At 61.9% G+C, this 26,772-nt stretch carries 24 protein-coding genes and 1 pseudogene; 8 read left to right on the forward strand and 17 right to left on the reverse strand.

Features of this window, described 5'->3' with window-relative positions; genetic code table 11:
- Positions 1 to 28: 28 nt before the first annotated feature.
- The gene (locus ACRDT3_RS10210) at positions 29 to 1,297 is read right to left on the reverse strand and encodes a sugar ABC transporter substrate-binding protein (RefSeq protein ID WP_431492883.1); all 1,269 of its coding nucleotides are present in this window, start codon (positions 1,295 to 1,297) and stop codon (positions 29 to 31) included.
- Between the two features lie 266 nt (positions 1,298 to 1,563).
- Between ACRDT3_RS10210 and ACRDT3_RS10215 the strand changes: the two genes are divergently transcribed.
- Together ACRDT3_RS10215 and ACRDT3_RS10220 are read left to right on the forward strand one after the other, a co-directional pair.
- Positions 1,564 to 3,252, forward strand: a complete 1,689-nt coding sequence (locus ACRDT3_RS10215) for a glycoside hydrolase family 13 protein (protein WP_417364711.1) — start codon at positions 1,564 to 1,566, stop codon at positions 3,250 to 3,252.
- A 112-nt stretch (positions 3,253 to 3,364) separates the two neighbouring features.
- Positions 3,365 to 4,369 (forward strand): LacI family DNA-binding transcriptional regulator, encoded by a 1,005-nt coding sequence (locus ACRDT3_RS10220; RefSeq protein ID WP_431492884.1) that lies wholly within the window; start codon positions 3,365 to 3,367, stop codon positions 4,367 to 4,369.
- A gap of 148 nt (positions 4,370 to 4,517) precedes the next feature.
- On the opposite strand, the gene ACRDT3_RS10225 is transcribed toward ACRDT3_RS10220, so the two are convergent.
- Positions 4,518 to 5,858 (reverse strand): MFS transporter, encoded by a 1,341-nt coding sequence (locus ACRDT3_RS10225; RefSeq protein ID WP_431492885.1) that lies wholly within the window; start codon positions 5,856 to 5,858, stop codon positions 4,518 to 4,520.
- 265 nt (positions 5,859 to 6,123) lie between these two features.
- On the opposite strand from ACRDT3_RS10225, the gene ACRDT3_RS10230 reads away from it, so the two are divergent.
- Complete coding sequence (locus ACRDT3_RS10230) at positions 6,124 to 6,819, forward strand: IclR family transcriptional regulator (protein ID WP_431492886.1); 696 nt, start codon at positions 6,124 to 6,126, stop codon at positions 6,817 to 6,819.
- A 114-nt stretch (positions 6,820 to 6,933) separates the two neighbouring features.
- Here ACRDT3_RS10230 and ACRDT3_RS10235 read toward each other — a convergent pair whose 3' ends face one another.
- The 3 genes from ACRDT3_RS10235 to ACRDT3_RS10245 form a co-directional block, all read right to left on the reverse strand.
- Entirely contained in the window at positions 6,934 to 8,208 is a 1,275-nt protein-coding gene (locus tag ACRDT3_RS10235) for an MFS transporter (protein ID WP_431492887.1), read from the reverse strand.
- Positions 8,209 to 8,321: 113 nt separating this feature from the next.
- On the reverse strand, positions 8,322 to 11,390 hold the full coding sequence (locus ACRDT3_RS10240) for an AAA family ATPase (RefSeq protein WP_431492888.1): 3,069 nt from the start codon (positions 11,388 to 11,390) through the stop codon (positions 8,322 to 8,324).
- Entirely contained in the window at positions 11,387 to 12,553 is a 1,167-nt protein-coding gene (locus ACRDT3_RS10245; protein ID WP_431492889.1) for an exonuclease SbcCD subunit D C-terminal domain-containing protein, read from the reverse strand. Before ACRDT3_RS10245 ends, ACRDT3_RS10240 begins: the two co-directional genes overlap by 4 nt.
- 51 nt (positions 12,554 to 12,604) lie before the next feature.
- Between ACRDT3_RS10245 and ACRDT3_RS10250 the strand changes: the two genes are divergently transcribed.
- Positions 12,605 to 13,543 (forward strand): hypothetical protein, encoded by a 939-nt coding sequence (locus tag ACRDT3_RS10250; protein WP_431492890.1) that lies wholly within the window; start codon positions 12,605 to 12,607, stop codon positions 13,541 to 13,543.
- Between the two features lie 75 nt (positions 13,544 to 13,618).
- Here the strand turns inward: ACRDT3_RS10250 and ACRDT3_RS10255 are convergent, their stop codons facing one another.
- The 5 genes from ACRDT3_RS10255 to ACRDT3_RS10275 all read right to left on the reverse strand — a co-directional run bounded on the left by ACRDT3_RS10255 (position 13,619) and on the right by ACRDT3_RS10275 (position 17,530).
- A complete protein-coding gene (locus ACRDT3_RS10255) occupies positions 13,619 to 14,620 on the reverse strand; it encodes an exonuclease domain-containing protein (RefSeq protein WP_431492891.1) in 1,002 nt (333 codons plus the stop codon).
- 227 nt (positions 14,621 to 14,847) lie between these two features.
- Positions 14,848 to 15,345, reverse strand: a complete 498-nt coding sequence (locus ACRDT3_RS10260) for an SRPBCC family protein (RefSeq protein WP_431492892.1) — start codon at positions 15,343 to 15,345, stop codon at positions 14,848 to 14,850.
- 186 nt (positions 15,346 to 15,531) lie between these two features.
- Positions 15,532 to 16,227, reverse strand: a complete 696-nt coding sequence (locus ACRDT3_RS10265; RefSeq protein ID WP_431492893.1) for a hypothetical protein — start codon at positions 16,225 to 16,227, stop codon at positions 15,532 to 15,534.
- Positions 16,224 to 17,141 carry an ABC transporter ATP-binding protein gene (locus ACRDT3_RS10270; protein ID WP_431492894.1) on the reverse strand — a complete coding sequence of 306 codons (918 nt, stop codon included), beginning with the start codon at positions 17,139 to 17,141 and terminating at the stop codon, positions 16,224 to 16,226. Before ACRDT3_RS10270 ends, ACRDT3_RS10265 begins: the two co-directional genes overlap by 4 nt.
- Before the next feature lie 29 nt (positions 17,142 to 17,170).
- Entirely contained in the window at positions 17,171 to 17,530 is a 360-nt protein-coding gene (locus ACRDT3_RS10275) for a GntR family transcriptional regulator (RefSeq protein ID WP_181148913.1), read from the reverse strand.
- 384 nt (positions 17,531 to 17,914) lie between these two features.
- Between ACRDT3_RS10275 and ACRDT3_RS10280 the strand changes: the two genes are divergently transcribed.
- Positions 17,915 to 19,039, forward strand: a complete 1,125-nt coding sequence (locus ACRDT3_RS10280; RefSeq protein WP_431492895.1) for a hypothetical protein — start codon at positions 17,915 to 17,917, stop codon at positions 19,037 to 19,039.
- A 68-nt stretch (positions 19,040 to 19,107) separates the two neighbouring features.
- Here ACRDT3_RS10280 and rdgB read toward each other — a convergent pair whose 3' ends face one another.
- The 3 genes from rdgB to ACRDT3_RS10295 all read right to left on the reverse strand — a co-directional run bounded on the left by rdgB (position 19,108) and on the right by ACRDT3_RS10295 (position 21,217).
- Positions 19,108 to 19,740 (reverse strand): RdgB/HAM1 family non-canonical purine NTP pyrophosphatase, encoded by a 633-nt coding sequence (gene rdgB / locus ACRDT3_RS10285; protein WP_431492896.1) that lies wholly within the window; start codon positions 19,738 to 19,740, stop codon positions 19,108 to 19,110.
- Entirely contained in the window at positions 19,737 to 20,471 is a 735-nt protein-coding gene (gene rph / locus ACRDT3_RS10290; protein WP_431492897.1) for a ribonuclease PH, read from the reverse strand. Before rph ends, rdgB begins: the two co-directional genes overlap by 4 nt.
- Positions 20,472 to 20,560: 89 nt before the next feature.
- Positions 20,561 to 21,217 (reverse strand): helix-turn-helix transcriptional regulator, encoded by a 657-nt coding sequence (locus ACRDT3_RS10295; protein WP_431492898.1) that lies wholly within the window; start codon positions 21,215 to 21,217, stop codon positions 20,561 to 20,563.
- Positions 21,218 to 21,305: 88 nt separating this feature from the next.
- Between ACRDT3_RS10295 and ACRDT3_RS10300 the strand changes: the two genes are divergently transcribed.
- On the forward strand, positions 21,306 to 21,770 hold the full coding sequence (locus ACRDT3_RS10300; protein ID WP_431492899.1) for a hypothetical protein: 465 nt from the start codon (positions 21,306 to 21,308) through the stop codon (positions 21,768 to 21,770).
- Positions 21,771 to 21,997: 227 nt separating this feature from the next.
- On the opposite strand, the pseudogene ACRDT3_RS10305 reads toward ACRDT3_RS10300, so the two are convergent.
- The 4 genes and pseudogenes from ACRDT3_RS10305 to clpS all read right to left on the reverse strand — a co-directional run.
- Positions 21,998 to 22,792: pseudogene (locus tag ACRDT3_RS10305) on the reverse strand (MBL fold metallo-hydrolase); the annotation flags it as partial.
- On the reverse strand, positions 22,789 to 23,712 hold the full coding sequence (gene murI, locus ACRDT3_RS10310) for a glutamate racemase (protein ID WP_431492900.1): 924 nt from the start codon (positions 23,710 to 23,712) through the stop codon (positions 22,789 to 22,791). The pseudogene ACRDT3_RS10305 and the gene murI, both read right to left, overlap by 4 nt.
- Positions 23,713 to 23,715: 3 nt before the next feature.
- Positions 23,716 to 24,294, reverse strand: coding sequence for a DUF2017 domain-containing protein (locus ACRDT3_RS10315; protein ID WP_431492901.1), 579 nt, complete (start codon positions 24,292 to 24,294; stop codon positions 23,716 to 23,718).
- A 2-nt stretch (positions 24,295 to 24,296) separates the two neighbouring features.
- Positions 24,297 to 24,581, reverse strand: a complete 285-nt coding sequence (gene clpS, locus ACRDT3_RS10320) for an ATP-dependent Clp protease adapter ClpS (protein ID WP_105658428.1) — start codon at positions 24,579 to 24,581, stop codon at positions 24,297 to 24,299.
- Positions 24,582 to 24,723: 142 nt separating this feature from the next.
- On the opposite strand from clpS, the gene ACRDT3_RS10325 reads away from it, so the two are divergent.
- Both ACRDT3_RS10325 and ACRDT3_RS10330 read left to right on the forward strand, forming a co-directional pair.
- Positions 24,724 to 26,022, forward strand: coding sequence for a nicotinate phosphoribosyltransferase (locus ACRDT3_RS10325; RefSeq protein WP_431492902.1), 1,299 nt, complete (start codon positions 24,724 to 24,726; stop codon positions 26,020 to 26,022).
- 104 nt (positions 26,023 to 26,126) lie between these two features.
- Positions 26,127 to 26,723 (forward strand): isochorismatase family protein, encoded by a 597-nt coding sequence (locus ACRDT3_RS10330; RefSeq protein WP_431492903.1) that lies wholly within the window; start codon positions 26,127 to 26,129, stop codon positions 26,721 to 26,723.
- The last annotated feature ends 49 nt before the right edge of the window (positions 26,724 to 26,772 follow it).

The raw sequence follows: 26,772 nt of genomic DNA on the forward strand, positions 1-26,772 counted from the left end.
GCATCGTTGTGCCTGGTGGCAGGCGATGCTACTTGGAGATGGCCTTTTCGATGTCCGAGGCCATCTGCTTCCAGCGCTTGGCCGGATCAGCCTTGCCGGTGATGATCTCGGCCTCTGCTACGCCCCAGAACTCCCATACGGCAGCCATTTCCGGGATGTTCGGCATCGGCACGCCGTTGGCGCCGACCTCGCCGAAAGCAGCGATGGTTTCATCGGACTTGGCCGCTTCGAAAGCCGCCTTGTTTGCCGGCGGGCGGTTGCCAACCTCGTACAGTTCGGTCTGGACTTCTTCGGTGCCGATGTAGTTGGTCAGGAATTCGGTAGCGGCCAGCAGGTTCTCGGTCTTCGCGGAAACGAAGAAGCCCTGAACGGCTACGAATGGCTGGGCTTCTTCGCCACCGGCCGACGGGATCGGATCGATTTCCAGGTTGATATCAGCATCTTCAGCTGCTTCAACGTTCCATGGTCCGGTCAGGAAGAACGGCGAGTCTCCGGAGACGAACTTCTCCTTGGCGATATCGCCATCTATGGAGGTCTTCAGGTTGCCTTCTTCGCCTTCTTCAGCCAGCCACTTGGCGAACTCAATGCCGCCTTCATTGCCGATCTGCAGGTCTGCCGGGTCGTAGGCCCCGGACTCATCGGTGCCGAAGACCGGTGCGCCGAAGGAGGTCTGGAATGGGTAGGCATGGAATGGATCGCCTACGTCAGAGACCTGGACCAGGAATGGGAATTCGGTGTCGGCCTTTTCGCCGGCGGCAATCATGTCATCGAAGGTCTTGGGAGCTTCCTTGACCAGATCCGCATTGCGCAGCAGGGCCAGGTTCTCGGTGGCGTAGGGAACGCCGTAGGTGTTGCCTTCGTAGCTCATCGCGTTCACGGCGACGTCCTGGAATTCGCCGGCCTTGTCGCCCAGCTCAACTGGCTGGACTACGCCGTTGTTGACCAGGTTGCCCAGCCAGTCGTGGGCACCGATGGTGATATCCGGTCCCTTGCCGGTTGGAACCTGGCGCAGGAAGTCTTCCTGGATCTTGGAGAAGTCCTTGATCACGAGGTCAACCTTGACCCCGGACTGCTTCTCGAAGTCAGCTGCCGCTTCCTTGAGCACTGGCTCGCGGTTAGCATCCACCCACACGGTCAGCTTGCCGCCGGAGGCCGCAGCTGGCGAGGATTCAGCCGCTGCGGGGCTGGAGGAAGCTGCTGGCGCGTTGGAGCCAGACCCGCCGCAAGCGGTGAGCGAGAGTGCGGCAATGGCCGTGAGCGCTCCGCCGAGAAGCCAAGGGTTCTTATTCACCTTCATGGGATGTCCTTTCGTGACAACTGCGTCCTGAGGGAGCTGTCTGGCAGCGTGTTCCGCTTTTTCGCCGGTCGGGTCTAAGTGTGATGCGAGCTACACATTTATTGTAAGCGTTTACAGCGTGTCACAGATCATGGAAATTGACAAGAACGCCGATGAAATCAGTTTCAAACACCCAGTGAATATAGACAAGACCTCACATCGAGGTCTATCTGCAAGAAAAATTGCAAACGTTTACATTCTTCGTGGAATCATTTATCGTTACCGTCATGACTTCAATTCCTTCCACAGCAGATTCCCCTGTGCAGCCCGAAGATTCCCAGTGGTGGCGCTCCTCGGTGATCTACCAGATCTACCCGCGTTCCTTCGCCGATTCCAATGGCGATGGCATGGGCGACCTGCGTGGCATCACCCAGCGCCTGGAAAGCATCGCTCAGCTTTCGGTCGACGCCATTTGGCTCTCGCCATTCTTCACGTCCCCGCAGAAGGACGGCGGCTACGATGTCTCGAACTACTGCGACATTGATCCGCTGTTCGGAACCTTGGAAGACTTCGACACGATGGTGGCCCGAGCCCACGAACTGGGGTTGCGCGTCATCATCGACCTGGTCCCTAACCATTGCTCGGACCAGCACCCATGGTTCCAGGCCGCACTCAAGGCAGCTCCGGGCTCTCCTGAACGCGATCGCTTCGTCTTCAAGGACACCCCGGAAACCGGCCACCCGAATAACTGGGAATCCGTCTTCGGCGGCCCGATGTGGACCGAAACCAAAAATGCTGATGGCAGCACCGGCCAGTCCTACCTGCACATCTTCGATTCCTCGCAGCCGGACTTCAACTGGCACAACGAGGAAGTACGCGCAATGTTCCGCGATGTCCTGCGCTTCTGGCTGGACCGCGGCACCGATGGCTTCCGCGTCGACGTGGCCCACGGATTGATCAAGGCCGATGGGCTTCCGGACTTCACCCCGGACCCCACCGCCGCATCCATGGGCGGCACCGAGGAACTGGCTCCATGGTGGGGCCAGGAAGGCGTGCACGAGATCTACCGCGACTGGCGCAAAGTCATGGACGAATACGAGGGCAATCGCGTGCTCTGCGCCGAGGCCTGGGTCAAGCCCCTGTCCTTGATGGCCAAGTGGGTTCGCAATGACGAAATGCACCAGGCATTCAATTTCCCGTACCTCTCCTGCGACTTCGATGCCCAGCAGATCCGCCACACCATCGATGAGTCCCTGGAAGAATTCGGCAAGGTCGGAGCCCCGAGCACCTGGGTGCTCTCCAACCATGACGTGGTGCGCCACGCCACCCGTTTGGCTTTGAGCGCCGATAACCCGCAGGGTGATGGCATCGGCCCGCGCACTCCAAACCTGCCAGCACCTGAAGTCGGCTTGCGCCGTGCGCGTGCTTCGAGCTCGCTGATGCTTGCCCTTCCGGGTGGCGCCTACATCTACCAGGGCGAGGAACTGGGTCTGCCAGAAGCCATCGACCTGCCAGATGAAGCACGCCAGGACCCAACCTGGTTCCGTACCAACGGCGAACGCTATGGCCGTGACGGTTGCCGTGTGCCGCTTCCATGGGAAAGCGGCAAGCCTGCCTATGGCTTCAGTGACAGCGGCGAAAGCTGGTTGCCGCAGCCAGCGAACTGGGATTCCTACGCCCGCGACGCGCAGGTTGATGACAAGTCCTCCACGCTGAACCTGTACCGCCGCCTGCTGCAGCTGCGCCAGGATCATGCACTGGGCACCGGTTCGCTGAACTGGGTCGAAGGCACCGAGGACGATGTCCTGGCCTTCGCCAACGGCAACGTGCTGGTGGTAGCCAATTACGCACAGACCCCGCTGCCATTGCCAGCTGAGGCGCAGGCAGCCACCGAGCTGGTGCGCAGCCAGGAGCTGGATTCGGCCGAAGCTGGAATGATTCCGGGCGAAACCACCATCTGGTTCCAGCTGGACTAGTCGGTAACTGAGAATACCGGCAGCAGCCGCACCGGGTATTGTTGGGCAGTAGCCGTGGCTATGGGAAGCATTTCCCCCAGCCACGGCTTCACCCGTGAAGGAAGGAAGAGAAGTGGCCGGGATCAAAGACGTCGCACAAGCCGCTGGAGTATCCATTGCCACCGTCTCACGAGCATTATCTGGACGTGGTTCGGTCTCAGCTGCCGCGCAGGAGGCAGTGCAGCGCGCCGCCGCCGAATTGGGCTATGTGGTCTCTTCTTCTGCATCCGGTCTGGCTTCGGGGCGCACCCGCAATATCGGTGTGCTCGTTCCGGTGATCAACCACTGGTTCTATGCCTGCGTGCTGGAAGGCATTTCCAGCCGGCTGATGGATGAGGGCTACGACACCACCCTTTACCAGCTGACCCAGGACCGTGCCCAGCGCGAGAAGGTCTTCTCCGATTTCCTGCTGCGCCAGCGCGTTGACGCGGTAATCGCGGTCAACGTCGAATTAGCCGATGAGGAGGTCCAGGCCTTGCTGGCTGTGGACAAGCCATTGGTTGGCGTCGGCGGCCCGCTTCCAGGGGTGCCAACGCTGCACGTGAATGATGAAGCGATTTCGGCTCTGGCCACCGGGCACCTGATTTCTTTGGGCCATGAACGCATTGGCTTTATTGGCGGCAACGCGGAAACCGATGTGGACTTCATGATTCCCACCCACCGCCGCGCCGGGTACGAGCAGGCGCTGGAGCAGGCAGGGTTGCCTATCGATGAGTCGCTGATCGTGAGCGCCGATTTCTCCATGACCCAGGGCTATGCGGTGGCCAAGCAGCTACTGGGCAATCCTGCTTCCCGGCCTACCGCGGTCTTTGCCGCCAGCGATGAGATGGCAATCGGCGCGATTCTGGCCGCCCGCGATCTGGGCTTGCAATTGCCTCGCGACCTGTCGGTAATTGGCGTGGATAACCACGATCTTGCCGAGCTCTTTGGCTTGACCACGGTGGAGCAGCGGCCGCATGAACAAGGGCAGCTGGCGGTTGCCATGCTGCTGCGTGCGATTCGCGGTGAAGAGCCGGCACAGGCCCATGAATTGAATCATCGGCTGATTGTGCGTTCCTCCACCACAAGTCCGGCCTAGTTCTTCGACCAGGTTCCGCGCACGCACACTCGGTTCCGCCCTTGGATCAAAAGTTTTCCCCTCCTCCCCCCGCAGACGCGTAAATGCCCGCGTATTCCTCTGGCCTGCTGGCCATCGGAACACGCGGGCATTGCCGTGCGCTTAGCGGTTAGCCGAGGTGAGCGGCGCCAGCCTGCTCGCCTTCGACCTCTTCCAAGTGCAGGTTGCGTCCGCGGGTTTCGCCAACCCACAGCACCGCTGCCACAGAGATCACGGTCAGCACCATGATGTAGATGGCAATCGAGATCGAAGCGCCCGTGGTTTCCAGCAGGATCTGCGCCACGGTGGCCGCGAAGGCGCCGCCGAGGATGGCACCGATGGCGTAGCCGATGGAGATGCCCGAGTAGCGGATCTGCGCCGGGAACATCTCCGCGTACATTGCCGACTGCGGGCCGTAGGACAACCCCAGGCCAACGGTCAGCACGAAGATCGCAATGGTGTACAGCACGATGTTCCCGGTGTCGACCATCAGGAACATCGGGATCATCCAGACGAACACCAGCGCATAGCCGATCACGAAGGTATTGCGGCGCCCGATCTTATCCGAGAGCCACCCGCCGACCAGGGTGAAGATCAGCCAGCCCACCGAACCGATGGTCGTAGCCAGGAGGATCGGCGCCACCGGCATCCCAAGGACCTTGGTGGTGTAGGAAATGAAGAACGCGATCACCAGGTAGCCGGCGGCGTTGTTCGAGATGAAGATCAGCGCAGCTTGCAGGACCTGCTTGGTGTGGCCGGTCATCAGCTCGCGCAGCGGGGTGTGCTCGGAAGCCTTGCGCTGGGCGAGCTGCTTGAAGACCGGGGATTCCTCAACCGCACGGCGGATCATGTAGCCCACGAAGATCAGTGCAATGGAGAGCAGGAACGGAATGCGCCAGCCCCATGCGGCGAATGCTTCCGGGCTCATGGCAACGCGCAGGATGTACAGCAGGCCGGTAGCCAGGATCATGCCGATCGGCACACCGATCTGCGGGTAGGCGCCAAAATAGCCGCGGCGGTTCTTCGGTGCGTGCTCTACCGCCATCAAGGCTGCACCGCCCCATTCGCCACCGGCCGAGAAGCCCTGGATCACGCGCAGGAGCACCAGCAGGATCGGCGCGGCCACGCCAATGGACGCGTAGGTTGGCAGCAGGCCAATGGCCGCGGTGGCAACGCCCATGAGGATCAGGGTGAGCACCAGGATGCGCTTGCGTCCATAGCGGTCGCCCAGGTGGCCGGCAACCACTGCGCCCAGGGGACGGAAGAAGAAGGAGATGCCGATCATAGCGAACGATAGGATCTGCGCGACACCCGGATTCGACTGGCCCAGGGGCTCGAGGAACAGCGGGGTCAGCAGGGTCGCGGTGAGCTGGGCGAAGATGAAGAAGTCGTACCACTCAATGGTGGTGCCCACCAGGGTACCGGCAAGAACCCGGCGCTCCTCCTGGGTGCGAGTGACAGTCGATGACATGTGTTGACCTTTTGCGAGTTGTTTACCGACCGTTCGGACGGTTTATGTCGCACACCATCATATGCCCGAGTGAAGCAGATCACAAGATCTATCCAAATCATGACCATGTTCAGCCAGGCGCTTTCCCCGCAATAGCCCGGGAATTCGGTGTTCTAATAGAGAACGACTAAAATCGCATATAGATCACGGACCTCTTGGTCCCCCAGGCTCACTACGAAGGCCTTCGACGACGTTCCAGCAGCGCCGCACGCCAGATTGAAGAACAATGCCTACCTCCCAGACGCTTTCGCGTGGAATCCGCGTCCTTGAAATCGTCGCCAATTCCCCGGTGAATCTTTCCATCGCGGAAATCGCCGCGAAACTGGAAGTCCACCGCTCCATTGCCTACCGCATCATCCGCACCCTGGAGCAGCATCACCTGCTCAACCGCGATGAGGCCGGGCATATCCGTTCCGCTTCCGGCTTGGCCGTGCTCGCCCGTTCGGTCCAGCGCGACCTGCAGGCGGCCGCCACCCCGGAACTCACCGCCCTGGCTAACGAGCTCTCGATGACTACTTTCGTAGCCGTCTGGGAACACGATTTGTGCACCACCTTGCAGTCGGTCTCCCCGTTGAACTCCCAGCGCGCGATTGTCCACCGCCCGGGCTCGGTGCACGGCATGGACGTGGGAGCTGCCGGTATCGCGATCCAGTCGCGCTACACCAAGGCCGAGTGGGATGGGCTGGACACGGGAATCGAGTACCGCGAAGCTGCCATCGCGGCCCGGGTTGACGGCTTTGCCACCAGTGAGAATGAAGTCATCCAGGGCGTGACGTCCATTGCCGTTCCGATCCAGCATTCCGGGCAAACCCCGGCAGCCTTGGCCGTAGTCTTTGCCATCAGCACGGTAGGCAGCTACGAGCGCATGATCGAGGAACTCAAGCACGCCGCGGCGCGCATCAGCGAAAAGCTCGCGCACTAGCAATTCCCGGCTGGGAACTAAATCCCGTTGCCCTTCACCTGTTAGGCGAGGGGGCAACGGGATTCTTCTTATCCAGCCATATTGGCCGCCGGCCTGGTTCGCAGAGTTCTTGCCCTAGCGGACACGGGCCAGCGACGGCGACTTCGCTACAACGATCTTCATCGCCACCGCGGCCAGGAAGATCACCAGTGCCCCACCGGTGGAGACCCAGAAGGCTCCGAGATACCCCAATGTTTCAGCGAAGACGCCGGCCAAGCCGTTTCCGATCGCGGTTCCCACAACGATGCCGGCAGAGAGCATGGTCATCACGGTGGACAGGCGCTGAGGTGGAGCGACTTCGCCGCCCAGGGTCATTACCGTGACGATCACCGGCCCCACGGCAAAGCCTGCGATGAACAGGGCAACCAGCATCAGCGGGACATTGCCGGCCATATGCAGCCCGAAGCTGAGCACGGTCAGCGCTGCGCCGCACAGGATCCAGCGGTTGATCTGCTTGAACGCCTGCGGCCACGCGGCAACGGAGATCGCGGCAATCGCGCTGGAGAAGCCCATGGCGCCATAGAGCAGGCCACCGGAGTTCGAGTCGCCCTGCGCGCCGGCAAAGGCCAGGGTACCGGCTGCCGAGGAACCGAAAACCGTGCCCAGCGCCATCATGCCCAGGACCAAGGCACCGATCGCGGCAACCTGCGCGCCGCTGATCGAGACCTTGGGAGCATGCTCGGTGGTTTTCACTGGCTTCACCGCATGGCCGGTTCGGTGCGAGGCGAAGACCGGCACCAGCACCAAGGTCAGCAGGGCGGCAAGGTAGAGCGGCAGCACCGGATCCACCAGGGAGGCCAGCAGGCCAACGGCGACCGGGCCAAAGACGAAGCCCAGTTCATCGAACATGGATTCCAGGCTGAGTGCCGCCGAAAGGACCTTGTGGTTCTTCTTCTGCTGGCGGGTGATCGCGATCCAGCGGACACGGGACATCGGTCCGACCTGCGGGCCCGTAGCACCGGTGGCCAGGCACATGGCCGAGAGCATAGCCGCGGACATTTCCGGTCCTGAATCGCCAAAAAGCGTCAGGGCGACCAGCAGGATCGTGTGGATTACCGCGATAGTGGTCAAGACCGGTCGCTGTCCCACCCGGTCAGCCAGATAGCCAATGCTCGGGCCGCCAATGGCGGATCCCAGGCCAACCATGGCAGCAGCCAAGCCGCCCATGGCATATGAGCCGGTGGTAGCAGTTACCAGGGTCATCGACCCGATGGTGAGCATCGCCAGCGGGAGGCGTGCAAGGAAAGTAAGCGGCAGGAAAGGTGCTCCTACCAAAGGAACTAACGCGGAGTATCCGGACATTTTCTCGGATTCCTCATTGTTTTCCTTCGACAAAGTATGCTGAGTCAACAAAACTCCATGACGAAGCGTGCGTCGTCCCACACCCCCCGACGCACAAAATTTCCCAGGCATGCCTGATGGCACTACTTTCAAGATAGCTACTGCCCTAGGGCAAGTCCAATCTATCCAGCCAAGATCACAGTGCCTTCGCGTTCTATGGTGGAACCGTGCTGGGTTTTGCTGACCGAAATCCGGTTGGTGATGCGCTGCTTCATTTCTGCAACGTGGGAGACCAAGCCGATGGTACGGCCCCCGGCACGCAGGTTTTCCAGCGCCTGCATGACTTCTTCCAGCGTCTCGGCATCCAGGGAACCGAAGCCTTCATCGACGAAGAGCGTCTGCATGTCCACGGCGCCGGAGTGGTGCGAAATGACATCCGCCAGGCCCAAAGCCAGAGCCAGGGAAGCCATGAAGGTTTCACCGCCGGAGAGCGTCTGGGTTTCACGTCGCTTCCCGGTCCACGAATCCAGCACCTGCAGCCCCAGGCCGGACTTGGAATTGCCCTGCTTGGAGTCGTCATGGTGCAGCGAGTAGCGCCCGCCGGACATCATGCCCAGGCGCTGCGTTGCGGCGACGGCCACTTCCTCCAGCCGGGCGGCCAGCACGTAGGTGCTCAGCGTCATCTTGTAGAGGTTCTCTCCCCCGCCACGAATCACGTCAGCCAAACCGCGCAGCCGGCGGTAGGCTTCGATGACCGGACCCGCCTCGGCCCGCTGGCGTTCAAGATCGCTGGCTGCTTGCTCATGGCGGGCCAGCTGGGTCTGCGCCAGCACTTCTTGTTCCCGTGCCGCTTCGAAGCGTTCTTCGGCGAGGGAAGCTAGCAACTTCGCTTCGGCAATCCCTTCTTCGCTTGGCCCGTCAATGCCATCTCCAGCTAGCTCCTGGGCCTTGCGGCAGTCCTCCGAAGTTTGAAGCGTGGCAATGGCACTGGCCAGATCGGCATCAGCACGCTGCAGCTGGCGCAGGCGATCGCGTTCGGCGCTTTCCAGCAGGGCGGCCTCGAAGGCAGCCATATCGTCGAAACCGGCGGCCGTGCGCTGGCTATTCCAGGTGGCTTCGGCCTTCTGAAGCGCTTCGCCGGCTTCAAGGAAACGACGCAGGATCTGCAATGCACTGGCCAAGCCATTGGACTTCGTGGTCAATTGCGCCACGAGTTCGGCCAGGTTCTTCTGGCCTTGGCGCAGCTGCGACAGCTTGGCATCCAGATCCGCCAGCTGGGCTTGCAAGGTCTGCGCGTTCTGCTTCGCGGTCGCGTGCTCGAGTACCGCCCGGGATGCACGTGCCATCTGCTGCTCGGTACGCTGGCGCACCGCATCCAGCTGTGCCACGCGGGCGGCGATTTCTCCCTGCTGCTTGTGCACTTGTTCCAGCTGGCCCCGAGCCGCGGCGAGATCTGCCCGCAGGTCCGCAACCGAGGCCTCGCCCGCCGCTTCCTGGGCGGTCTGCAACTTGGCCACCAGGGTGTCGCGCGTTTGCGCGGCCTGCTGCCCGGCAGCTCTTGCCGCAGCCACCGCAGCTTCCAGTTCCTGGATCTGCTCATCGTCGATCAGCGGCGCATCGGCATCCGCCTGGGCCGGGTCGGGATGCTCTTGAGCACCGCAGACCAGGCACGGTTGCCCGTCTTCCAGCGCGGCAGCCAATCGCAAAGCGCTCTGGGCCAGCTGTTCGGTCCGCAGGTCAAGCAGGGACTTGGCAGCGCCTACAATCTCCAGTTCTTGTGCGCTGGATTTCTCCCGTGCGGCCAGGGCCTTCTTTTCAAGGCCATCGCGCTCGGTGGCATGCTGGATCCTGGACTCCAGCTGCTGGACGCGTTCCTTGGCCTGCTGGACCTTGTCGCCGGCGGCTACCTGGTCAAGGTCCCCTGCTTCCAGCGCAACGCGTTCGGCCTTCAGCAAGGCAACTTCGGCTTCGGCCTGGCCACGGGTCTTTTCATGCGCAGCTGCCAGTTCGGCGGCCTTGCGCGCCTGGGCGGCCAGCACGTCGCGACGCTTTTCATCCTCCAGGGCCGCCTTGGCCACCGCTAGATCCTCGGCCGCTTGCTGCGCCGGCAGGCGCAGCTGTTCCAGACCGGCAGCAGTGGCGCCGGGGTTCAGCCCCTGTTCGGTTTCAAGCCACAGCTTGCTTTGCAGCCAGGTGCCCTTGGCCTTGTCCTGGGCAACGGAGGCCTCCTGGAGCTGGGCCAGGTAAGCGCGCACCGCCCCGGCCTTGGCATCGCTTTCCAACCGCGCAGCAGCGGCTAGCGCTGCCTCATGCTTTTGGGCATAGCTGGCCTGCATGCCGCGCAGCTCAGCCAGGCGAGCAAAGATCCGGCGGCGCTCGTCCAGGGCCTGCGCCTGCTCACGGGCGCGGGTCTTCTCGGCGCGCAGCTTCGCCGCTTCGAGGGCCGAGCGCTGGTGGATCGCCGCGATCCGGCGGCGATAGTCGGCGAACTGTTCCGCACTGGTCGGGCCCGCCGCAGCAGCCGGGCCAGTGCCATCGGCTTCGGCGACCTCATCGATGGCTTCGCGGCCGGCGAGGAACGCCCGGGCAGCGGAATGGATGGCCTCTTCGCTGGCGCTGAGGCGTGCTTCCAGGCTCTCGGTTTTCTTGCGCTCTTCGGCTAGGCGAGCGGCGAATTCATCTTCGATCCGCGCGTAGCCGCTGGTATCGAAGAGATTCGCCAGAAGATCCTCGCGGTCCTTGGCCTTGGCCCGCAGGAAGTCCGCAAAGCCGCCCTGCGGCAGCATGACTACCTTGGTGAACTGCTCGCGGTCCAAACCCAGCAGGCTGCCCAAGACGTGGCCCACCTCGTCGTTGCGGGTGGACAGTTCCTGCCAGCCCGAACCGGTGAACTCGCGCAGGAAGCTGGCGGCCTTCTGCTCCGTGGTCTTGTTCTTGCCGCGCTTGGATGGGCGCATCCATGCCGGCGAACGGGTGACCTCGAAGCGCCGGTCGCCGATGGTCAGCTCGCAGACCACTTCCGGCGCCAAGCCGGCCGGGGCATGGTCGGAACGGATCTGCCGGCTGCCGGCACGGCTTCCGGGCAACGCACCGTATAGGGCATAGCAAATCGCATCCAGGATGCTGGACTTGCCGGCACCGGTCGGGCCATCGAGCAGGAACAGCCCGCCTTCGGCCAGTTCATCGAAGTCGATCTCTTCGGTGCCTGCGAAGGGCCCGAAGGCCTGGATTCGGAGTTTGTGGATTCTCACTGGCTGGCCTGTGCCTCTCGGGTGGCTTGGATGACAGAGTCGATGACTTCTCGTTCTGCCTCATCGGCGGCGCGTTCGCGCACATGTTCCATGAAGTCCCCCACCACCTCTTCGGTGCTGGCGGCCTTGGCCATGCGCTCGGCATAGCTCGCCGGCTTGGCATTCCCGTCGGCGCCTTCGGGGGCGAAGTTCAGCACCACGGTGTCGGGGAATCGGGTTCGAATCGTTGCCATCGCGTCGGCTGGGCGCTCGCTATCGGTCAGCGTGACTCGGCACCATGCATCAACGGCGGATTCCAGTTCCGGGTCCGCCAGGAGCTCGGCGAGCTTGCCCTTGAGGATGGCCAATTTCTTCGGCACCGGAAGCAGGATTTCCTGCATGGATTCTATGCCCCGGGCGTTGGTGTCGATCAACCACACGCCCTTTCGCTGCGTTGCTTCCGAGAAGGAGTACGCCAGCGGAGAGCCCGAATAGCGCACGTGGTCCTTGACCTTCTGCCGTCCATGCAGGTGACCCAGCGCCGAGTAGTCGAAGCGCTCGAAGAGCTCGGCCGGAACCACGTCGAGGTTGCCGGTGCTCAGTTCGCGTTCCGAGTCACTGCCGATGCCGCCGGCTGCAAACAGGTGGGCCATCGCGATGGAAACTACCGGCTTGCCCCCTGCCCGCAGTTGCGCAAGATTTTCATCGATCTGCGCTATGGCTGCACGCACGACCGCTTCGTGGCTGGCCTTGGCCACGCCCAGGCGTTCCATCACCATGCGCGGTTCCAGGTACGGGATGCCGTAGATGGCTACCTGGTGGTCGCCAGACTCGCGGATTACCGGCAGCAGCATGCGCTCAAGGTCGGCGATGATGTGCACCCCAGCGCTGTCCAATAGCTCAGCGCCGAAACCCAGTCGGGAGGCCGAGTCGTGGTTGCCGCTGGTGATCACGATGGCGGCCCCAGTGGCGCGCAGCTCGCGCAGCACCCAGTTGCACAACTGGACGGCATCCACATGCGGCAGCGCGCGGTCATAGATGTCACCGGAAATCAGCACCGCGTCAACCTGCTGATTTATGGTGATATCGATGATTTCCTGCAGCACTGCGCGCTGCGCTTCGATCAGGGAAGCCCCGTGGAAGGTGCGTCCCAAATGCCAGTCCGAGGTGTGAAGCAATCGCATGTGTCCAACCTTATGCAATGCCGCGGACAACTTGGACATTAGAATGGTGATGTGAATGAAACCGGTGAAACTGCACTCCTGCCAGAGAACTACTCAGACAAGGTGTTTGCGATCCTCCTCGGCCTAGCCGACGGCGCAACCCACGCCCGTGACGATATTGATCCCGGGGCCACCGAAATCCTCCCGCTCTACCTGGCCGACGGCCTGCTGGAAGCGCTGGAATGGGCCAACGACGGTGTCTCCAGCGACGAAGCGGCCTGCATGTGGCTTGCGGCCCTGCGTGGCTACAGCAAGATCACCGGCTCCTTCCCGGAACGCGCCCCGCAACCGCTGGGCCGCTGGATCGACAAGGAATTCGCCAACGTCGAAATCTTCGAGAAGATACTGGACGGCGATCCGCAGAACCTTGCCGGCCTGGACAGCCCCGACATGGGACAGCCAGGCCGTCCAACCGGTGCTGGCGCCGACTCCACCGGCGTGCTGCCGCGTGCCGCTACTGCCGCGCTGCTGGCCCGGGTCCCCCTGGGCACCACCGAAACCCTGGCCCGTTCGGCTGCCTTCCTGACCCACGACGGCCAGGCGGCCAAGACCGCCATTGCCGCAGCGAAGATCATCCGCTCGGCCATGGAACGCTCCGAGGCCGCCGCCGGCGAATGGGCCGAGCTGCTCGTTGGCCTTCAGGGCCCGTCGGCCGATGCGCTGCGCGAGGTGGCCACCAGGATCGCCGAGAACATCTCGCTGTCCCCCGAAGAGGCCTACGCCGCGTACTTCGGCGAGCATGCCTCCGAGCAGACCGGCGAATCGGACATCGAGGCCGCCCCTGCGGCAGCCGCCGCAGACGAGGCCCCCCGGGACCCCGAGGTTGATGCCTACGCCGTAGCGCTGCTGGCTGCCGTCTACGGCACCGAAGCAGTCGGCGAGCGCCCCGCGAGCGCATTGGATGACATCATCTCGGAGCTGCATGATCGCTGGATGGCGCTGCTGGTCTAAGAACCGCGCATTGGAAAACGGCAGAAGCCCGGCCGGCACGGATTCGATCTGTGCCGGCCGGGCTTCTTCGGCTTGCTAGGCGCTCAGCCCGAAGCCGCCAACCATCTGCATGAACTCGCCTTCGGAGATGATGCTGACCCGCTGGCCCTTTTCGCGCAGCCGGAGCACATGCTTGGCCTTGTTGGTCAGCCGCCCGTTGGCCAGATCCTCCGGGACGAAGCCGTCGCCGACGACCAGCGCCGTGGTGGCGCGGGTGACGCGCGAGGCGGTCTGCGCGCCGTGTTCGGCGGCCAGTTCCTTGGCCTTGGGGCGCGGCATGGACAGGTTGCCGGTGAACACCATGATTTGGCCGAACAGCGGGTGGCTGGGATCCGCGTTGCCGCTCGGCGTCGGGTTCGGCCCTTCCTGCGGCCAGTTGTTGAAGGAATCCTGCAATGGCAGCGGGATTCCAGCAGCCAGCCAGCCTTGGGCGTCGCGGGTGGCGCGGGAAAGCTCGTCGCCCGGCTGCCACGGCTGGGTCAGGCTCAGTCGGACGCCATAGTGGTCTGCCGTCTCCAACACGGACTGCCGCCCGCTGCGCTGGGCAATATCGATCATCGCCCAAGCACAGGCCACAGCGTCAGCCAGGGCTTCGTGGTGGTTTTCGATAGGGTGCCCCGCTTCTTCGGCAACGAACGGCAGCGAGTAGCTGGGCAGATCGTAGGCCTTGCGGGAGAGCTTGACGGTGCACAAGTGCGCAATTTCCGGCACCGGAAGTTCGCCAGCTTCGGAAGCCGCGCGGATCACTCCGGAATCAAAAGAGGAGTTGTGGGCCACCAGCACATCGGATCCGATGAATTCGAGCAGGTCCGGAATCCTGTCGGTCACCCGTGGGGCTGTGCTCACCATGTCAGGGGTGATGTGGTGGATCGAGACGTTGCGCGGGTCGAAGTGGTCAAAACCTGCCGGCGGTTGCATGAGCCACTGCTCGGTTTCGACGATTCGGCCGGAGCGTACCTTGACCAGGCCCACCGAACAGGCGGAGCCGATAAAACCGTTTGCTGTCTCAAAATCTACTGCTGTGAAGTCCAATGCCACGCCCAATAGCTTACTCGCTTAATCGCTGGCACCGGCATGCGTGACGTCCGCGCACGGTGCGCCGCGAGGTTTCCGCCGGGCGATTCCATGGCAATAGTTCACCGAATACCCGATTTTGACCTGTATCGATCAAGTTATTGGCGGCCTGACTGGCCGCGGCGCAAGGCAGGGCATCTCACACCAGGAGCCGGCTGCATTGAGCGAGTCGAACCCTGTGGGCCGGGAACTCAGCGCCGGAACAGTTCCTCGTAATACTGGCTGAGCGCCGGATAGTAATCGGCCTCGAATTCCACGCTGGCGACATCGGTTCCGTTCACCGCGGTTGCCAGGCGATCCAGGTAGAAGTCCCAGCCCGGTCCGATCGAGCCGGCGAGCTGCGGGTCGAGCTCTGGCATCCGGAAGACCAGAGAACTGCCCTCGCCCACTGCTTCCACCGCGAGCTCCAGCCGCCAGGCCGAAGGGCCTGTTCCAAGGCGCACCTGCAGGTGGTGCGTGCGCGGATCGCAATGCAGGATCTGGACTCGTCCGGTGGGCGATCCGTCTTCGGCCAGCATCACCACATCTACCGCACCAGCCTCCGGGTCCCCTTGCCAGGGTCCGTACCAGAGCGCCAAGCACTGGGGGTCAGCCAGATATCGCCAGATCCTGCTCGGGGATTCGGTGAACTCGCGGCGCAATTCCAGCGCTCCGTCTGCGGTTCGAATTCCGGTCGGTGAGGCGCTCATGACTTCTCTCCTGGGTTGATCCCCTGCCGCCGCGGCACCGGCCACTCCAGCGCCTTCGCCGGCAGTCATTGCAGAATAGCAAAACGCTATCCCGAAGTCGCTGGACTACTTGATGCAAAAGCAGGCACCGGTTCCTTTCCCCGCGGGAAGGGAACCGGTGCCTATATCTTTTGTTTCCCCCTCCGGCTAGGCGGTTGCCTTGCGCAGGGTGAGATAGGATCCGCCGGCCATCAGCAGGGCAACCAGGCCGCCCCACAGCGTGACTCCCGCGGCGGTCCAGGTCAGCGCCCAGCTCCAGAACTGGTCCCAGAAACTGCTGAAGGTGAACAGGGCGATGATTCCCAGCACCACAACTCCCAAGAAGACGAAGAAAACCACCATGCCCGTGGTGCGCCACCTCATGTAGATGGTCGCTGCCAGGAAGCCGACCATGAACAGCAGCACCATCAGCACGAAGTAGAACAGGATCTGGACCAGCCAGTTGTTATCCGCAATCCATTGCAGGGCGAAGAACTGCCCGCCCATGCCCCAACCGCCGGTGGCAACTTCCAGCAATCCAATCAGGTAGTAGAACACCGAGAGAACTAGCGCGCATACGGAGAACAGTGCCACGGTGCCCAGATAGAAGGTACGCCGCGAAATGCTCATGGCCATGGAGAACGGGAAGGTCAACGTCAGCGCCTGGATTCCCAGGGCCAGGAAGTACCACATTGGCGCCTGGGCGCCACCGCTGTACAGCCCTCCGTCGCCGCCGTTACGCCGGACCAGCCACCAGATGGCCAGTGTGAAGAGGAACGATGCTCCCAGGATCATCAGCGGGATTCCAATGAAAGTTGCCTTGTTGATCAGTTGCATGCGGGCGACCTTGATGATGCGGTTCATTTTCTTGCCTCCGTCCGTTCGTCGATCTCTTGTGCGGTGGTGTTGCTCAATGCGCTGCGGACTACCAGTTGCTGCAGCGAAACGGGGCTCAGGTCCAGGCCCATGAGTTTCGCTTGTTCGCGCTGGTCCGATTCCAGCTTGGCTTTGATGGTAACGCTGGCCAGGGCGCCGAGTGCATCGCGATGGATCACCTGCGCAGAGCCGATGAATTCCTGGACCTTGGCGGCGTCGCCAGTCACCGTTATCGCTGTGCCGCGCAGCTCTTCGGCATCCGAGTCTATGACGATTCGCCCCTTGTCGATCACGATGACGTGTTCGAGCAGGTTGGCCACTTCGTCGATCAGGTGGCTGGAGAGCACGATGGTGCGTGGATATTCCGCGAAGTCTTCGACGAGGCGGTCATAGAAGATCTGCCGCGCTACCGCGTCCAGGCCGAGGTAGGGTTCATCGAAGAAAGTGATGTCGGCCCGCGAGGCCATGCCGATGATCACGCCCACCGCGGACAGTTGTCCGCGGGAGAGCTTCTTGATCCTGCGCCTGGTCGGCAGCGCGAATGCCTCGATAAGATCCTGTGCCAGTTCCTCATCCCAGTTCTCGAAGAACAGGGCTGCGGATTTGAAGGCCTGGTGGACCTTGAAGTCATCGGGATACTTCTGTGACTCGCGGATGAAGCAAATGCGCGAGAGCGTCGGATCATGCTCGAACGGGGCGTGGCCGTAGATTTCGGCGGTGCCATGGTCCGCATAGTTCTGCCCGGTCAGGATGGACATGAGCGTGGTCTTGCCGGCCCCGTTTCGTCCAAGCAGCCCGTAGATCCGATCAGGTTCCAGATCCAGGGTGACGTTATCGAGCGCTCGCACGTCCTTGTAGGTCTTGCTCAGCTCGCGTGTGGCGATTGCTGTCGTTCGTGGCATGTCGTTCCTCCCTGCTTAGTAGAGTTGTTTCAAGAATCCGAACCGGTCTTGATCATGGCGACCAGTTCATCCAGACCGATGCCTAGCTTGGAGGCTTCTGCGGTCAATGGGGTGATGAATTGCTGTTGGAATTTCTCGCGGCGTTGTTCTCGTAGCCGCCGCGGTGCACCTTCGGTGACGAACATCCCGATCCCCCGCTTCTTGTAGAGCAGCCCGTCTTCCACGAGCCGGTTGATCCCCTTGGCTGCTGTGGCCGGATTGATCCGGTAGAACGCTGCGAATTCATTGGTTGATGGAACTTGCGCTTCTTCTGCAAGAACACCAGAGATGATGTCGTTCTCAATCAGCTCAGCAATCTGCAAGAAGATCGGTTTTGAATCATCAATCATGCTGGCTCCCCTCCGTGCTCATTCCCACTAGGTTAGTTAGTGGGTTAGTTACTCATGTAACTAACCATAGAACCTAGCGCGGTTCTGCGCAATAGCTGGGCGGCAAAATGTCCACGGAAAACCGGCATTCCAAACTGTCTGCCACGTTATCTATGCTGGGAACTGTCAACGAGGCTACCCTGCACGGGCACTGTCGATGTTGCATTCACATTGGTGAGCAGCGAATTGGAGACTCCGGACCGGGATAAATTAATGCGCCGTCCGAAACCGTGAACGGCTTGGGATGGCTCCGATTAATTTGCAGGATCCCGTCCGGAAAAATAGTGATCGCACGCTTGGCAATCACCGGCAATCCACGGGTTGCAGACCTATGCAGGAGGGACCATGCAAGAACTTTTCAACGTCCTTGACGCACCAGATCCGTTTCTCGGAGCACTGGATCGCCAGGACCTGCTCGGGCTGTACATGATATTTTTCCCTGGCTCCACCGGTGAAGACATCGCGCACGCTACACGGCGTGAACTGATCACCAGGATCCAGGACTCGTACTCCGGCACCATGCGGCGTCCCGAGCAAGATATCCAGGACTATCCCTTGCGCCGTCCGAACCATGCGGCATTGAATCGCGAACTGCTCACCCGCGCGAAGGATCAGTCGGTATATTGGTGCCGCCAGGCAAATCCGCTGGTTTCCGCGGCTCTGGGGCAGGACAACGAGACCTTCCCCTGGAATTTTCAGGAACACCTGAGGGCAGGCGATCTCGTCCTGACGGCATTGGAGGGCACTCCACCATTGATTGCCAGCCTTGAAATCACCAACCTGGATGAGGCGGACCAACTCGCCTTCACCAATTTGGCGAATTTCACCGACCCCATCTCAGTGGCTGAGGTCGAGTCCATGATCGGCGCAGAACTTCCACGGTCTTCGCAGTATTTGGCAGATTCCGTTGCCGAGAAACTTCTGGGCAGCATCGGAGATCTGGTCGAACGCCCCCGCCCGATATTCGTCACCGCTGCCCCTTGCGCTCCCTCGGAGTCCGCGGATGACAATGAGGTGCTTGGCGTTGTGGCCATCCTCCAGAAGGCCTCGCCGCACGAACCGCTGCTTTGCGAAATTTGCGATCGGGAAATTTCTGCTCGGCCCGCGGTCCATCTGCCGCAGACCCATCAAGACGGTCTGCGCTTGGAGATTCAGGACCATGCCGACGAGGTTGTGCTGCTTTGCAGTGACTGCCACGAAATGGCCCACCAGCCAACCCTGGAACAGCTCCGAAACTACGCGAAGCCTGCCTGCCCGGCATGCGGGGAACGCAATCCGCTGAAGATCATCTGGGGGATGCCAAGCTTCATGCCCGATGAGGACGAGTACGTCACCGCTGGATGCATGATGCCTTTTGGGACTCCCGCACAGTGGCAGTGCCGCGCATGCGAAACCCAGTACCTGGTTGCCGAGTTCGATGACCGGCCTCACCAGGCCCTGGCGTGGTCCGGGGAGAAGTTCCCGCACTAGAACAGGAACGCCAGCCAATCCGTTTCGGGATTTGCTGGCGTTCTTGTTCTATCCAGGGTTTTTAGCGGCTACTTGGACAAGGCCTTGGTTACCTCGTCAATGATGCTAGGCAGCAAAGCGGCGAAGGCGCGAGCGCGGTGCGAGATCGCGTTCTTTTCCTGAGGAGTGTGCTGGGCCATGGACTTGCCGGCACCGGCCGGTTCGAAGATCGGATCATAGCCAAAGCCATGCTCGCCGGCACGCTCGGTGCGCAGCACGCCCTCGACCTTGCCCAGTTCCACGTGCTCAGCGCCCTCTGGGGTAGCCAGTGCTGCGGCGCAGACGAACTGCGCGCCGCGATGCTCGGCCGCGATATCGCCGAGCTGCCCGAGCAGCAGATCGATATTCGCTTCGTCGTTGCCGTGCACTCCGGACCAGCGGGCCGAGAAGATGCCCGGCGCTCCCCCGAGCACATCCACGCTCAGGCCGGAATCATCGGCCAGGGCCACCAGGCCGGTGGATGCCGAGATTTCGCGGGCCTTTTTCAGCGCGTTGCCCTGGAAGGTGACCTGGTCTTCAACCGGGTCGGCAGCCCCTGCGGTGGCGGCGTCGATGACCTGCGTGTCGACGTCCAGGCCCGGCACCTTTCCGCGCAGCAATTCGCGCAATTCGCGCAGCTTGCCCTGGTTGCGCGAGGCAAGCACCAGTACCGGCTTGCTCATTTGGTGTTGTTCAGGGTTTCGCGCTGGATTTCGGCCAGCTCGTTGGTACCGCCAAGGGCCAGGTCCAGCAGGGCATCCAGCTCCTCGCGCTTGAAGGGGACTCCCTCGGCGGTGCCCTGGACCTCGACGAAGTCGCCGGAACCGGTGACCACGACATTCATGTCGGTCTCCGCGCGAACATCTTCCTCGTATGGCAGGTCCAGCATCGGGGTGCCATCGATGATGCCAACCGAGATCGCGGCGACCGAGTCGGTCAGCACCTTGGCGTTGGCCTTCACGATGCCCTGCGAACGAGCCCAGGAAATTGCTTCTGCCAGGGCCACGTAGGCACCGGTAATAGCTGCAGTACGGGTGCCGCCGTCGGCTTGCAGGACGTCGCAGTCCAGCACGATGGTGTTTTCGCCCAGGGCCTTGGTGTCCACTACGGCACGCAGCGAACGGCCGATCAGGCGGGAGATCTCATGGGTGCGGCCCGAGAGCTTGCCCTTGACCGATTCGCGCGAGTTGCGGGTGTTGGTAGCACGTGGGAGCATCGCGTATTCTGCGGTGACCCAGCCGGTGCCTTCGCCCTTGAGCCAGCGTGGCACGCCCTCGGTGAAGGAAGCGGTGCACAGCACTCGGGTGTTGCCGAATTCGATCAGCGCCGAGCCTTCGGCCTGAGCGGACCAGCCGCGGGTGATGGTAATGTCTCGAAGTTGCGCGGCTCCTCGGCCGTCAGCGCGTAAAGTCATGGTTCCATCCTAACCACGCGCACCCCGCGTTCTGCACGGGTGAACCCGCGAGTTACGGTGAAATGCACCTCTTGGGGCATTCTTGGCCGCTACTGCGGATGCACCACGACACAGCACCGCCCAGGTCGCGGGCTCAGCTCGACCCTGCTGCAATCCATCTGGCAACCTTCCACGGCGCCTGAAACCAGTTCATAGTTCATGGAGCAGACCAGTTCGGTCTGGTGCTGGGCGACCAGATGGAAGGGGCAGTTTCCCATGGAGATTTCGCCATGCTCATCTACCTCAGGCTCATAGCCCAGTTCGTCCAGCAGCGGCACGAGTCCGCCACTGCCCTGCCCCAGCATCTGCCCCTCGCCTCGTGCCGCCTGGTGCAGCGCCTGGAGCACGACACCCGAAGTGTCGACACTGGCCGCGTGGGCCAGCAGGCTGCCCAGGAGGCGGTAATTGCGCGCTGGCAGGCTCACGGAAACTTCGGCTTGGGCGGGTGTGTAGAGCTTGGCGGTCCGCCCGGCCCCCGGTCCGTTTTTGCCCTCTGGTCGCGCGAAAGTCACTGCCAGCAATCCAGCGGTTGCCAGCCGGTCCAGATGGTAAGCGGCCAGGGTTCGGCTGATTCCTGCGGCCTTGGATGCTGCGTCGCGTCCTACCGGTTGCGTGCTTTGCGAAATGAATTCAAACAGTCGCCGCCGAACCGGATCGTTGAGCGATTTAAGGACCGCATCTTGTTGCAAGTTCAGTTTTCTCGACATGCCTGAATTCTATCAACAATGGATCTTGACAAATAGACCCAGGAGGCGAATTCTGGGTATACGTTCAAATTTTTGGAGGGTGATCGCCATGAGCGCCTCATGGAGCGAGAAGCATCCGGTCTCGCACATACGGGCAACAACAGCTGCACGGGTCAACACCGACCCGTCGTTGAGCGCATTCTGGATCCTGCGCATTGGATTTGTCGTCCTGCCCCTGCTGATGGGGTTGGACAAGTTCGCGAACGTGATGACCTACTGGCCGGAATACCTGGCCCCGTGGATCATTGCCATCTTGCCGTTCTCCGCACAAACCGCCATGCATTTCGTTGGCGTGGTGGAACTGATTGCCGCTGCCTCGATGATCATCAAGCCACGCTACGCGAGCTATGTGCTGTCCCTGTGGCTGCTGGGCATCATCATTAACCTGGTCTCGATGGGCGTCTTCCTCGACGTCGCCCTGCGCGATGTGGGCCTGCTGGTCGCTGCACTGGCCCTGACCCGTCTGGCCAGCAAATACGACAAGCCATGGGGGGCCAAGCACGGCACCCGCTGATCGGCTCCCAGAAAGCGAAAAGCACCGGCGGAGAGGATGTCCCATCCTGTCCGCCGGTGCTTTCTCCGCGTTCCTCGTGCCTACTTCTTGCGTTTGAGCAACGGGAACTTGCGGGTCTTCTCGTACTTGATGGTCGGCATGGTGCCGGTACGGGTCTTCAGGTAGTCGGTACCACGATCCCCCTTGAACAGGGTCGTGTCCTTTTCTTCCTTCAGGCTGCCGGAGTACACGCCATAGGTCACCCCGGATACGGCAACAGCGATCCCGCCGTTGTAGGTCTCCTTGGCTTCTTCAACCACCTTGTTGATGTCGGTCCACACCGGAATGTGGGTGAGCAGCATGCGCTCGGCACCGGCGGCGGTGGCCATTTCGCCAGCACGCTTTCCGGTCAGGTGCACACCGTCGATATGGTCATCGCGGCCTTCTTCAAAGGCCGCTTCGCACAGGAACATGTCCGCGCCGCGGGCGGCCTCCACCAGGCCATCGCAGCTGTCTGTATCCCCCGAATAGGTCAGCACGCTGGTCAGCAGCTCGCCGTCGGGGCCCGGCTCATGCGCTTCCACGCGCAGCGCATAGGCTTCCTTGATCGGGTGGCGTACCGGGTACGGAGTGATGGTGAATGGACCGATGTTCACCGGCTGCAAGGAATTCCAGACCTGGAAGTCGTAGTCCTTGGCCATGGTGTCGCCATCGGGCAGGGAGTAGGCCGTTTCAATGCGCTCGGCGGTATCTTCCGGACCATGCACGAGCATCCGGTCCCGGCCCCAGCCAGTCGGGTCCCAGCGAATCGCCACATGCAAACCGCACAGGTCCATGCAGTGATCCGGATGCAGATGGGAAATCATGATCCCATCAATGTCTTTTAAATCGGTGTAACGCTGGAGCACGCCCAAAGCGCCGGAGCCGAGATCCAGCAGGATCTTCCAGTCGCGCGTGCCATCAAAGGCCGACACCAGGTAGCAGGAAGCGGGCGATCCCGGCCCTGGGAATGACCCGGTGCATCCAATGATGGTCAGCTTCATTCGTTACTCGCTTTCGACGCGGCAATCATCTGCGGGGTAATCCGCGAAATAGCTCCGGTCGGATAGTGGGCGGCTACATGGTCCACGTGGCGCACCTGCAGAACCTCGGGTCCGAGGAATCGGCGAGCCAGTACACCAAAACTATCAGCGTTGCCTGTGGCTAGGAACTCATGACGCGCCGCGACGCCGTCGTTGCGCACCAGGGAATGGCGGGTCAACGCCCTGAAAACGTCTTTTGCCGTTTCTTCGGCACTCGATACCAAGGTGACCGAATCCCCCATTACATAGGAGATCACGCCGGTCAGCAAAGGGTAGTGCGTGCATCCCAGAACCAGGGTGTCCACGTCGGCAGCCTGCAACGGCGCCAGGTATTCCTGCGCGATTTCCAATAGTTCGGCACCGGCGGTAATGCCGGACTCCACGAACTCCACGAAGCGAGGGCAGGCCACTGTGGATACCTGCAGGTTCGGCGCGGCCGCAAAAGCATCTTCGTAGGCGCGTGAACCCACCGTCGCCTGAGTGCCGATGATGCCGATCTTGCCATTCTTCGTGCCGGCCACCGCACGGCGCACCGCCGGCTGGATGACTTCGACGACCGGGATGCCATAGCGCGCGGTGTAGCGTTCACGAGCATCGCGCAGCACCGCGGCAGAGGCCGAATTGCACGCAATCACCAGCAGCTTCACGCCGCCGTCGACCAGTTCGTCCATCACCCCGAGGGCATTGGCACGCACCTGGGCAATTGGCAACGGGCCATAGGGAGAGTTGGCGGTATCCCCCACGTAGATCAGCGATTCACCCGGCAGCTGGTCAATGATCGCGCGGGCTACGGTCAGCCCGCCAACACCCGAGTCGAAAATGCCAATAGGGGTATTGGCCTCCGGGGCAGAGATCTGCCCGGTCGCAAAGTAGGAATTCATGGATTAGAACTCCGCATCCATCAGTGCACCCATCAGGGTATCGAGTACCCACGAAATCAGGTTGTACACCAAAGACATGTATTCTTCCGGGGTGTTCACCTCGGAAGCATCGAGCACCTCCGCGACACGAGCCGAATCCTCTTCGCTGCGGATTTCCAGGCGCTCGGCGAGCACCAGGCGCACGTCGTTCAGCGCTTGGGCAAAACGAGTCGCAGTTTCCTTGTCCAGGACCAGCTTGTCGGTTTCCAGCAGCATCTGGGCCTCGCGCAGGCGGCCAACCTTTTGCGCGATCAGGTCCGCTTCGGTCAGCCGGCGATGCTCGGCAGCTGCCACTGCGTCGTCGCTGGCATCTGGCAGCAGCTTGGCCAGCGCCGGATCGGAGACCGGTGGCAGGTCCATGGACTCGGGCCGCATGCCGGTCAGGGCGTAGAGCGGATCAATGTCTTCGGGCAGCTGGTGCAGTTGGGCACGCTCGTCGAGCATTTCAATGACATCGCCGAAGAGTTCGCGGATCAGTTTTCGTTCTGCGGAGTGCAGTGTTCCGGTAATGCCCTTGGAACCGTTCTTGAAGGCCTTCGCCACGTTCAGGCTCCCTGGGTCATGGTTGCGTTCAGGCCGAACCCGTGCATTGCCTGCACATCGGATTCGATGGCTTCGCGGCTGCCGCTACGCACCGTGCAGAAGCCGTCATGGTGCACCTGCAGCATTAGCTTCTCTGCTTTTTCCGCGCTGAAACCAAAGTAGGAACGGAACACGTAGGATACGTAGCTCATCAAGTTCACTGGATCATTCCACACGACCAAGCGCCATGGCTTGTCTTGGGATACCAGGGTTTCAAATTCGGAAAGTACATCGGGCATTGCGGTCATGGCTTCCATTTTACGCGTGGAAGCTGAACGCAACACCGAACACGGCAAATATCACCTTGAGCGTGAGCCGTTATACAGTAAAACCGGTCTGCTTTCCCGAGCAGCATCATCTAAGGCCTTTTCCGATCATCAGGAGCGTCACATGCGCACCAGTCTCTTCACCGACCACTATGAGCTGACCATGCTCCAAGCAGCGCTGGGATCCGGTGCAGCTCACCGCCCGTCTGTCTTCGAGGCATTCGCTCGCCGCTTGCCCGAGGGCCGGCGCTACGGCGTGGTCGCAGGTACTGGTCGCATGCTAGAAGGGTTGGCAAACTTCCGCTTCGATGACGAACAGCTGCGTTTCCTCAGCGACAACAAGGTAGTCAACGCGGAAACCATCAAGTACCTGGAGAACTTCCGTTTCACCGGAAGCATCTCCGGCTACGCCGAGGGCGAGTTGTACTTCCCGAATTCGCCACTGCTGACCGTGGAGTCGACTTTCGCTGAAGCCTGCGTAATTGAGACTTTCCTGCTCTCGGTCATGAACCATGATTCAGCCATCGCTTCGGCTGCATCGCGCATGATCGCCTCGGCCGGCGAGCGCCCATGCATCGAGATGGGCTCGCGCCGCACCCATGAGGAATCAGCGGTGGCCGCCGCGCGGGCGGCCATGATTGCCGGGTTCACTTCGACATCCAATTTGGAAGCCGGTGCCCGCTATGGCCTGAAGACCGTTGGCACCTCGGCCCACTCTTTCACCCTGCTGCACGACACCGAGCGCGCCGCCTTCGAAGCGCAGGTTGCCTCGCTGGGCAAGGACACCATCTTGCTGGTGGATACCTACGACGTGGAGAACGGCGTACGCACCGCGGTTGAGGTCGCCGGCCCTGAACTGGGAGGCGTCCGGCTTGACTCGGGGGACCTTGTCCAGCAGGCGGGCTGGGTTCGCGAGCTGCTTGATGACCTGGGCAACTGGAACACCAAGATCACCGTGACCTCGGACCTCGACGAGTACGCGATCGCGGCCTTGGCCAGCGCCCCGGTTGACGCTTACGGCGTCGGCACGGCATTGGTCACCGGCTCCGGCCATCCAACCGCGTCGATGGTTTACAAGCTGGTTGCCCGCCAAGACGATTCGGGCCAATGGATTCCGGTAGCCAAGGCCGCGGCGAACAAGGCCAGCGTGGGCGGGCGCAAGTATACGGTGCGCCAGCTCAATGACCGCAACCGCGCTGTTGCTGAAGTCGTCTCCACCTCCGAGTACACCACCGGCGGCCCCGAGCGGGATCTGATTGTCCCGTTGGTGCGCAATGGCGAGATCGATCAGGCGTACGTCGGGGCAGCTGGCGTCAAGCTCGCCACCGAGCGCCACTTCGCCTCGGTCCAGGAACTTCCAGGCGTGGCACGCAAGATGCAGCGTGGCGAACCGGTCATCCCGACCGTCATGATCCAGGACTAGGCAAACACACGAAAAACTCAGCTGCGGAACGTAGGATCCAGATTCAAGGATCCTGCGGTCCGCAGTTTTCCAAGGTCTACACTCCCCTAGCCAAGGAGGCAGCGATGAGCAGAGCCCTGTTGATCATTGATGTCCAACCCGACTTCTGCGAAGGCGGCGCCCTGGCCGTGACCGGCGGCAACGCAGTCGCCACGGCCATTGCCGCAGACATTGCCGAACGCCGCGAATCCTACTCGGCAATCGTCACCACCCAGGACTGGCACATCGAGCCAGGCGATCATTTCTCGGATACCCCGGACTTCATCGATTCCTGGCCGGTGCACTGTGTCGCCGGAACACCCGGCGCCGCGCTGCATCCGCAGCTTGCCGAGGTGCCATTGGATGCGCACTTCGCCAAGGGGCGCTTCGCCGCAGCCTACTCGGGCTTCGAAGCCAGGGTGCTGGATCCCTTGGCTGACAAGGCGGATGAAAGCGGAGAACTGCTAGGCCCCTGGCTCAAGGCCAAGGGCATTACCTCCGTGGATGTCGTGGGGCTCGCCGCGGATCATTGCGTGAAGGCCACCGCCTTCGATGCAGCTGATGCGGGGTTCACCACGACCATCATTTCTCCGCTGACCGCAGCAGTCTCGCCGGAGAATCTGCCAACGATACGCGAGGCATTGCGGGCAGCCGGGGTAACGGTGCTATCTCTGGGCAGATAATCCCCCGATAACCAGAAGCGGCTTTGCCCCTGTCCGAATTCTTCGGACA

Source organism: Glutamicibacter sp., from assembly GCF_050701915.1.
In the GTDB taxonomy this organism is placed as follows: Bacteria; Actinomycetota; Actinomycetes; order Actinomycetales; family Micrococcaceae; genus Glutamicibacter.